The sequence below is a fragment of the Polaromonas sp. P3_C2 genome (genome assembly GCF_056402675.1).
This window is the reverse complement of sequence record NZ_JBFUGX010000746.1, coordinates 1-1,837: the sequence shown is the minus strand read 5'-3', so window position 1 is coordinate 1,837 and position 1,837 is coordinate 1. Positions and strand designations below refer to the sequence as shown.

Annotated in this window: 1 protein-coding gene and 1 pseudogene; one reads left to right on the top strand and one right to left on the bottom strand. The window is 63.9% G+C overall.

Going from position 1 to position 1,837, the window contains the following annotated elements; genetic code table 11:
• Nucleotides 1–41 precede the first annotated feature (41 nt).
• Complete coding sequence (locus AC1DWI_RS21445; protein ID WP_457282270.1) at nucleotides 42–272, bottom strand: SlyX family protein; 231 nt, start codon at nucleotides 270–272, stop codon at nucleotides 42–44.
• A 367-nt stretch (nucleotides 273–639) separates the two neighbouring features.
• On the opposite strand from AC1DWI_RS21445, the pseudogene AC1DWI_RS21440 reads away from it, so the two are divergent.
• A pseudogene (locus tag AC1DWI_RS21440) lies at nucleotides 640–1,837 on the top strand (hypothetical protein); the annotation flags it as partial.

Genomic DNA, 1,837 nt, shown 5'->3' with positions numbered 1-1,837 from the left:
CCAGCTCGCCGCGCATCTCGGTGTCTGAGCTGCGGGCAGGCCTAGAAGTGCGGCGGCAGCTCGTCGCGCAGGCTGCGGCCCACTGTCACATCGCCGTCGCGCACCGGGCCGGCTTTCAGTTCTGCCACCTCGCGCACCAACGCATCAATTTGCTGCTGCTGCCGCACGATGACCTTGTCGAGCTGGTCCAGCAGGTCTTCGGTAAAGCTGGCCTTGATCTCCAGCGCCGTCAGGCGCTGGTCGGTTTGGGGTGTGTCGTTCGTCGGTTCCATGCCTGTATTGGACATGAAGCTGCGCGGGGCAGGGGCGCCCACGCATTCCAGCGGCCTCCACAGCAATTATTTACGCATCATTTTGGCCTGCAGCCCTTTATGTTTGGGCGCGATCAGCTATGTTATTGATAGCAGTTCGGGTGATGAAACTGTCAGGTGTCACCGGCTCTACGCCTGCCCGTCTGCCAGATGACGCCGCCGCCTGCGCGTTGCTTCGATACGATTTGTGGGAATAAGGGCCTTGTCTTTCCCGCACCGCCTGCCTAAGCTGGCCTGAGTCTTTGCAGGGCGTCGCGTTTCATGGCAACGCCGGAGCCGTCTTCAAAGCCCATGCGGTAGCTGTGTTGTTTGCCCAAGGAGGCGAGATATGACCGAGCCAGGCACTGGAAACCCACTCACACCGGAGCAGTCGCAGGAACAAGCGCAGGAACAGGCGCAGAAGGGGGCGCAAGAAGAAGAGCGCAAGGCCATTGATTTCCGGCGAGGTTGTATTTACGCCGGCGGCACGGCGCCCCGGGAGTTGTGGGGCCTGGCCCTGTCGGGCGGCGGCATTCGCAGCGCCACCTTTTGCCTTGGCGTGTTGCAGGCGCTGGCAAAAGCCGGGTTCAACCTGCCGGGAGAAAGTGGCCCGGGAAGCGGCCCGGGAAGAGGCGCTAACGACAGGCAAAAGCCCTGGCCGCTGCTGGCCCGGTTTGATTTCCTTTCCACCGTCAGCGGAGGCGGGTACACCGGCAGTTTTTTCTCGGCCCTGTTTCGCGCCCGGGAACCCCTCACGCCTCCCGCTCCCCACTCGCCGCAAACACCTCCTGCGCCGCCCGCACCCGAAGTGCTGGCCACCGAAGCCTACGAAGCACTCGCGACCGACCCACCCGGCAGGCTGAGCAAGGTCCAGACCGCGCTCACCCAGATGCCCGACCGCCCCTTGCGCTGGCTGCGTGAAAACGGGCGTTACCTGGCACCGAACAACACCGGTGACTTTCTCTACGACATCGCCATTGCCATCCGCAACCTGTGCGCGGTGCATTACGTGATCGGCGTGACCTTGCTGACCATCTTCCTTTTGATGTTTGCCCTGCGTTACGGCAGCCTGCAGATTCCCTGGGAGGGGTTTCATGCGCTGGGGCTTACGCTGGAATCCATGATGCAGCCCAGGCCTCCGCTGAAGGGTGGAGACATCTGGTTCAGCCCGTGGTTTGGGGTGCTGGGCATCTGGCTCGTGCTTGCGGTCATACCGTGCGGCGCGGCCTACTGGCTCGACCAGGACACCTCGCCTTCCGGCGCCGGTACAGCCGGCGCAAGGAAAGCGCCGCTGCCGGCCATCCCCGCCCCAGCGCTTGCGGCCGCCGGCTTGCTGGCCGCGGGTGTGCTGGCTGCCTGTGTCTTCTGGAGCCGGGTAGCGCCGCCGGCCGCCGGCGCCGGGTCACTGCTTGAGGCTGTTCCGGTGCCCGTTTTGCTGCTGGTGCTGATCGATGTCATCCTGGCTTTTTCTTTGGGCGTGTTCTTTGTGGCGAAGTACCTTCCGCAGCAATCACCCGGGCTGTTTCGCAACCGCATCACACGGTGGC

Coding starts and splice junctions, on each gene's coding strand:
- AC1DWI_RS21445 (WP_457282270.1), bottom strand. CDS start 272: ATGGAACCGACGAACGACACACCCCAAACCGACCAGCGCCTGACGGCG.